A 6,588-nucleotide genomic window follows, 5' to 3' on the forward strand; every position below is an offset into this window, starting at 1 on the left:
ATGCGGAAGTTCCCAGAGTATTTTACCTTTTGGCACATCGCTGGACATTATAGTCTGCGTTTCTCAGCTTACCTGGTACTCGTTTTTCTGATGTTGCCAATTTTAGTTATTGTGCCCCTGTCTTTCAATGCAGAACCATTCTTTACGTTCACTGAAGGTATGCTTTCGCTAGACCCGGATGCCTTTTCCCTGCGCTGGTACCAGGCAATCGCACAGGACCAGAAATGGACGCTTGCCATCTGGAATAGTTTTGTCGTGGGCATCGCCGCTGCGATTTTAGCAACAGGATTGGGAACACTTGCGGCGGTTGGTCTCGCGTCGCCTTGGATGCCATTTAAGCGCTTGATCACTGCGCTTCTTCTCTCGCCCATGATCGTGCCATTAATCATCATCGCTGCCGGCATGTTCTTTTTCTATACAAGCTTTAATTTGGTCAGCACCTACCCTGGCCTAATAATTGCTCATGCAGCCCTTGGCGTACCGTTCGTTATCATCACTGTCACCGCAACACTGACTGGCTTTGATCGTTCACTATTCAGCGCTGGCCTTAGTCTAGGAGCTTCGCCAACTAAAGTGTTTTTCGATGTGGTTATTCCGATCATCCGGCCTGGTGTCATCTCTGGAGGACTGTTTGCTTTCGTAACTTCATTTGATGAAGTAGTCTTGGTGTTGTTTTTGGCGGGTCCAGAACAAAGAACAATCCCTCGCCAGATGTTTTCAGGGCTACGCGAGCAGATAAATCCAACGATCCTCGCGGTAGCAACGCTTTTGGTGCTTCTATCCATAGCTCTCTTAGCAACACTTGAATTGCTGCGCCGTAGATCCGAGCGTCTTAGAGGTACTTCTGACTAATTGCACCGGATTTAAGAAACTGGATTACTTCAGCCACGAAGAATGGTGACGATTCATCATAATCAAAAGAGTGAGCTTTCTTTAACCCAAAATTGATGCACTAAAAAATTGGTGATTTGTCCTCCGAGCAGGCGCTCGAAGGGCGATTGAACGCTGATGTGCGGTTAGCAGACACAAATGGCGCGTTTGTCCGCAGAGCAGAAATTCGCCCAAACTCTACGAGCGACGGCTTCGAGCCCGAAGCAGACATCACATTTGGTGATGGTCTAGGATCATAGACATCGCTTGAATGCTAAAGATTTGGTGCCAATCAGCTCGGCATGCTAGCATTCACAAGAGATCGAGGTTTGAGGTGAGCCAGACACGGGGGCACCATGTCAAAGACGCTATATGAACGTCTGGGAGGAACGGATGGTATTCGTCGAATAGTCGACGTTCTGGTGGACAATCACTCCAAAAACCTAGTTGTCGCTGCACGATTTGCGGGAACCGATATAGAGCACCTCAAACAAATGGCAGGAGACTTCTTCATAACTGGTTCTGGTGGGCCTGAGATGTATAGAGGCAAGGATATGGTTGCAGCGCATCAGTACATGAACATCAGCGGAGATGAGTTTGTCGCAGTTCTGGACGATGCCATGAACGCCCTGAAGGCCAACGACGTCGGTCAACGGGAACAAGAAGAGGTCTTATACATTCTATATAGCCTCAAGGACCAAGTTGTAGGTATCTGACTTTCGCCACAACCGGGTAGAGTCGGCAATATTCAAATCATTAAATCAAAGCTTGCTTGTCCGACTTGCAGACTCTTGAAGTCAAATGGCTTACTATAGGTCAATCGTGCATTTGGGCTTAAAATTTATGCGCAAAAGGATCCTCCAATATGAATAGGAGATTGTCTACGATCTTGGCCGCTGATGTTGTCGGTTATTCCACTCGGATGCGTGAAGATGAAATCGACACGATAAATCGTGTTACACTGTTAAACGAGTTAATCGGAACTGTTGCGTCCACGCACAATGGGCGGGTCTTTAACCGCGCGGGTGATGGTTTTCTTTTGGAGTTTTCTAGCCCAGTGGCGGCAGTTCGCTGTGCTTACAACTTACAACTTCAACTCGCTGCACCAGTAAGCAAGCGAGAGATAGGACTAGAAATCAGGGTTGGGGTCCATCTTGCCGATGTCGTAGTAGATGGCGACGATTTGCTTGGCGATGGGGTGAATGTAGCAAGTCGTATTGAGTCTGAAGCTGAGCCAGGTATGGTCCTCGTAAGTAATGCGGTGTTTGAACACGCCAAGCGGTCGGCCCAGCTCAAATTTGAGAATCAGGGCACCCGAAAGCTCAAAAATATTTCCGAACCAATTACGGTCTACGCTGTTGCAGGCGAGCTTGGAACGCACAGCTGCGGAACTGCGCTTATCGAGGACAGTAGCCTTCCCTACGTGGCGGAACTGCAAAAGTCCAACAACTCAATTGTTGTGCTTCCCTTCAAGAACATGAGCGATGATCCCGAGCAGGAGTATTTTTCCGATGGCCTGACGGAAGACATCATCACAGAGCTGTCCCGATTCCCTGACATTCTCACGATATCTAGGAATACTAGTTTTGGCTTAAAAGGGGTTGCGGCGGACGCTCGTGAACTTGGACAGAAACTCGGCGTGCATTTCTGTCTTGAAGGCGGGGTTCGCAAGCTGGGAAATCGCATACGGATCAACGCGTATCTGACGGATGCAGTGTCAGGCGAACAGCTTTGGACAGAGCGGGCGGATTGCAATCTGGAGGATCTTTTCGATTTCCAGGATGACCTTGTTGCCAAAATCGTCGCGAGTGTGGCTGGCCAGATCGAACGGCAACTGGAAGCCACGGCACAGCGAAAACGTCCAGGTGACCTGGAAGCCTATGAATGTTTAATCCGCGGTTTGTATTTTCACCGGATTGGTGGAGTCACAAAGGAGAATGCAGAGGAAGCGGTTCATTGGTTTGACGAAGCGCTGAAACGAGATCCAGGATATGGTCGAGTTCATGCGTGGAGGGCGTGCGCTGTCGCTACAGTAGCAGAATGGACCGGTGAAGATGTATGGGATGAGTTGGTCGAAGCAGGGAACCTAGCTGTCGAGCTGGATGAAACGGACGCTGAAAGCCATCGAATTGCCGGTTCCTTGGCGCTCTATGTTCGTGACTTTGAACGGGCTAAGTTCCACTTCAATCGCGCTCTGGAGTTAAACCCCAATCATGCTTTCATTGTCGGGCGAACCGGTGAACTCCATAACTTTCTCGGAGATGGGAAGACTGCTCTTGAGTACCAAAAGCGTGCAAAGATGCTTGATCCCTTTTTGCCCGAATATTGCCGCGAACTAGAGGCAATTGCCTACTATGTCATGCATGATTTTGAGGCTTGTTTTAACACCGTGGATGAATTTGCGAGGCTTACCCGGCGGGCGGCAGCATATCGGACTGCGGCCGCAACTCACCTGAATAATGACCACAAGCTTGAACGAGCAGTTCGCGATTTGTTGCTTCACGATCCGGACTTTAGACCTTCTACATTCATTCAAACTGAATACTTCAAAGATCGCGAGATATCTAAGAGATTGAAAGCCGAATTGAGGAGCGCTATGGCGGCAACCTCACTTCGACTGGCTGGTTGAGTAAACAATTTGCAAACTTAAAAATTGAGGATTGATGCGTATTCTCTTTGTAAGAAAAGGCCATGGATCGCCGGAGTTTAACGACCGCTTTGTCCTCAAAGTAGACGTTCAATCAAGTTGCAGCGAAGGTCTGCTTCGAGCCCAGAGCTGACCCTCGTCGAATTAGTGATTTGCGGCTTACGAGTTGCTAATTTGTAACGGCAAAGAGGGTCCACTCTCCACCGATACCTCGAAGCTCGCGTCGCCCCAATTCGCAAAAGCTGTGGTCAGATCCGAGTGTCAGGTCCTTGACCGTTTGAGACGTTAGAATCTCGTCAGGGCTTGCTTCGCTCATGAGCCGTGCCGCAATATGCACTGCAGCTCCAGCCAAGTCATTTCCCCAAATTTCACATTCGCCGGTATGCACTCCTGTTCGACTTTTCAAACCCATACTCGCCAGATCGTGTCGCAGGCTTTGCGCGCAATCCAGTGCACTTGTTGGACCTCGGAACGATAGTAGGTATCCATCTCCAGTATGTTTGACCGTGGTTCCCCCAAACGCAGCGACGCGACGCTGTACGGTTAGGTCCAGTTGATTCAATATACTGTGTCAGCGTTCATCGCCCAGTTCGGTCAGACGTTTGGTAGAGTCAACGAGGTCAAGGAAAACCAGAGTTAGCAGCGTTCGCTCAGTCGTAGCAGCGGCAGCTTCCCCGGTCACGAATGCCCTTATTTCAGAGACGACTTGATCCTGATCTCCATACCAAGCGATATGGTCGTCACCGGGCATAATCCGCAATTCCGCACCATCAATGTGGTCCGCCAAGTATCTTGCATGACCAACATTGCACCACCGGTCTCCCTCTCGGTACATAACCAAAGTCGGTGTTTGTATCGCTTTTAGGACGTGACGATAATCTATATCGTAGTTCATTAGAGACAATTTTTCCAAGGCACGGGGGCTGGCAGCATAGCGAAAATATGTGTCGAGCCAACGTTGAGCTGCTGGATCGTCAGCAATGCTCGGAGCACCATCAATACCAATGAAATCGCCTTCGACATAGTTGCATAGATATTCGATCGCCCCCTTAACTTCGTCGGGCTTTAACCCAAGTGGATAGTCAGGAGCCCATTTATAGCGGGGGCGGCTCCCATTTAAGATGAGATGGCTTACCCTCTCCGGGTAAGTGGCTGCGAAAACGCTCGAAATCGCGCCACCTTCAGACATGCCAAAGATCGCAACCCACTCCGTGCCTACAGCATCTAACACCGCATTGATGTCCTGCGACCGTTCCTCAAGCGTCGGGTACCCGACATCCCTGTCCGACATGCCGACGCCCCGCTTATCAAAAAATATCACGCGGGCGAACCGGCTCATCTTGGTCAAAAAGCGCGCATAGTCAGGGCTTTCCCATGCGTATTCAATATGGGTCGCCCAACCCTGCGCCCAAAGCAGATCAATTGGTCCGGTTCCAAATACCTGATATGCGATGTGAACATCGCCCGTTTTCGCGTACTGAGTTCTAGGCCGATCCATGACCTATGATCGCGTCCGGCAACTGGCGCGTCAATAACCGTTAAGACAAGGCTCTTGGGAAAATTATGCCAGTTGAATTGGCTGCTTTGTCCGCATAGCGGTCGCTCGCGATATTCAGGCGAACATCAGAATCGAGCCCAGAACGCACGCACGGTGTTTGACACGATCACCAGGGTGCCCCAATAAACTGCATGCGGACCCAATCATGGACTTCTAGGGGCTTGTTTGCCTTTCGTATCCGCATGATAGTGGGACGAATGGCTCGACTTAAGGCTGAAGAACTGGAGACACGGCTGCTGGCCGCTCTTACTGCGGCAGGGTTTAGTCGCGCCAATGCGCAAGCGCTTGCAGCGCAAACCGTGCTGGCGCAGTCGATGGGGCAAACCACTGTCGGGTTGGAGCATATATTCGATTATTTAGACAACCTGGAAGCAGGGCGTATCGATGGACGTGCCGAACCCAAAATTAGGCGTATGGCGCCGGGTGTTTTTGCGGTGGACGGATGCCGCGGGCTGCCGCAATTAAGTTTCGACCTCACGTTCGACGCGTTTGTCGCCGCTGCCCGTGAACTCGGATTGGCTGTTCTCCTTATTCGCAATGTAACTCTATGTGGGGCGCTGGGAACATTCACGCTACGTATTGCTGAGGCCGGTCTGGTTAGTCTTGCCGCCACGAACGGTCCGGTTCTGTTGGCGGGCTCGGGTGGTAAAACACCGGTTTACTGCACCAACCCGATGGCCTTCGCAGCACCCCGCGCAGGAGGATTTCCGTTGCTAATTGACCAATCTTCAAGCGCGACGGCCTATGTCAACATCCGCAAGGCGGCAGCATGCGGTGCACCAATACCCGAGGGTTGGGCACTGGACGCGGAAGGCAGGCCTACAACCGACGCCGCCGCCGCGCTGGACGGCACCCTTTTACCTTTCGGTGGTTCCCGCGGGGGCAATATCGCGCTGATGGTCGAGGTTCTTGCCGCGGGCCTCACCGGAGCCAATTGGTCGCTCGACGCGCCATCTTATTTTGACGGTGCGAACAGCCCGGCGACCGGGCTCTTTGTTTTGGCGATAGATCCGTCAAAAAATTACTCCACTTTTGCGGAACGAATGGCCGCGCAGATGGATCGCCTTTCAATCGAGCACGGGGTTCATGTTCCCGGCGCGGCCAAAGGAGACGCCCGCTACAATGCGGTGCGGGACGGGATCGAAGTAGCCGAAGCCGACCTTGCGCGGCTCAAAGCCATCTCAACCCAAACAAAATGAACCGTCATGGGAGCGTCTGACAACGAGTCGGCAAGTGACGTATCACGTTGGTTTTAAAACACGCTTAGAATTAGCGGACGCCCGCAGCGTCAGCTTGCAACCTCCCATCGGCAACCCAACCAAATCTGTCGTATGTCCTGTTCGAGCCCAAATGTATGAACCGGCTGCTGTTCACAAGTGAGATTTTGCGTGTTTGATGGGCGCGTTTCGTCGCGCTATGATCCGAATTTCGCAAACGTTCGGTAAAGGTCAATTCCTGTCCCCGCAACCAAAATCCAAACAGCCCGGTCGATCTACAAAAAATCCACCGGATC

The 6,588-nt window shown here is 51.4% G+C and carries 6 protein-coding genes; 4 read left to right on the forward strand and 2 right to left on the reverse strand.

The annotated features are described in order from the left end of the window. From GS630_RS22100 to GS630_RS22110, 3 genes are all read left to right on the forward strand, one after another. Positions 1 to 852 (forward strand): ABC transporter permease, encoded by an 852-nt coding sequence (locus GS630_RS22100; RefSeq protein WP_171103639.1) that lies wholly within the window; start codon positions 1 to 3, stop codon positions 850 to 852. A gap of 374 nt (positions 853 to 1,226) precedes the next feature. Next, positions 1,227 to 1,586: a group 1 truncated hemoglobin gene (locus GS630_RS22105; RefSeq protein ID WP_171621176.1), complete on the forward strand. Its 360-nt coding sequence runs from the start codon at positions 1,227 to 1,229 to the stop codon at positions 1,584 to 1,586. A gap of 173 nt (positions 1,587 to 1,759) precedes the next feature. Beyond that, positions 1,760 to 3,499 carry an adenylate/guanylate cyclase domain-containing protein gene (locus GS630_RS22110; protein ID WP_171238394.1) on the forward strand — a complete coding sequence of 580 codons (1,740 nt, stop codon included), beginning with the start codon at positions 1,760 to 1,762 and terminating at the stop codon, positions 3,497 to 3,499. Positions 3,500 to 3,686: 187 nt separating this feature from the next. On the opposite strand, the gene GS630_RS22115 is transcribed toward GS630_RS22110, so the two are convergent. Both GS630_RS22115 and GS630_RS22120 read right to left on the reverse strand, forming a co-directional pair. Continuing rightward, entirely contained in the window at positions 3,687 to 3,869 is a 183-nt protein-coding gene (locus GS630_RS22115) for a hypothetical protein (protein ID WP_171621175.1), read from the reverse strand. A gap of 219 nt (positions 3,870 to 4,088) precedes the next feature. Continuing rightward, positions 4,089 to 5,015, reverse strand: a complete 927-nt coding sequence (locus tag GS630_RS22120) for an alpha/beta fold hydrolase (protein ID WP_171621174.1) — start codon at positions 5,013 to 5,015, stop codon at positions 4,089 to 4,091. A gap of 257 nt (positions 5,016 to 5,272) precedes the next feature. On the opposite strand from GS630_RS22120, the gene GS630_RS22125 reads away from it, so the two are divergent. Then, entirely contained in the window at positions 5,273 to 6,274 is a 1,002-nt protein-coding gene (locus GS630_RS22125) for an Ldh family oxidoreductase (protein WP_171621173.1), read from the forward strand. Positions 6,275 to 6,588: the final 314 nt, after the last annotated feature.

Source organism: Ruegeria sp. HKCCD7303 (assembly GCF_013111185.1).
In the GTDB taxonomy this organism is placed as follows: domain Bacteria; phylum Pseudomonadota; class Alphaproteobacteria; order Rhodobacterales; family Rhodobacteraceae; genus Ruegeria.